The sequence below is a fragment of the Paenibacillus sp. MER TA 81-3 genome (assembly GCF_023713585.1).
Classification (GTDB): Bacteria; Bacillota; Bacilli; order Paenibacillales; family Paenibacillaceae; genus Paenibacillus_B; species Paenibacillus_B profundus.
Window position 1 is genome coordinate 1 of record NZ_JAMAWB010000079.1, and the last position, 448, is coordinate 448.

The 448-nt window shown below is 27.7% G+C and carries 1 pseudogene; it reads left to right on the top strand.

Annotated elements, in window-relative coordinates:
* Positions 1–391 (top strand): annotated as a pseudogene (locus M3650_RS31300) (lipoteichoic acid stability factor AuxA); the annotation flags it as partial.
* Positions 392–448 lie beyond the last annotated feature (57 nt).

The window sequence follows — 448 nt, forward strand, 5'->3', positions numbered from 1 at the left end:
GAAATGGGTTAAACCAATGTATGTCGAACTATTTTGTGGTGTCGTCATCTTTTTATTCACATTTTTAGAATTTAATAATCGTAATGCATTATTTGTATCTGGTGATTGGACATTATCACAGACACAATATGTTATTGAATGGGTTACATTATTAATTCTGTTATTCATTATTATCGCATATATCGCTACAACGTTAACTTTCCACTTGAAAGGTAAGTTTTATTATTTACAATTATTTATGGGGAGCATTTTATTCTTTAAATTGTTAACGGAATTTATAAATATAATGATTCATGGACTATTACTTTCAGTGTTCATTACGCCAACATTACTATTAATGTTATTGGCAATCATCATTTCTTATTCGTTACAATTACGAGAGCGACCATAATTAAAAGCATTATAAAAGTACTATCTATTAAACATTTTGATGTGTACGCTATAAGTT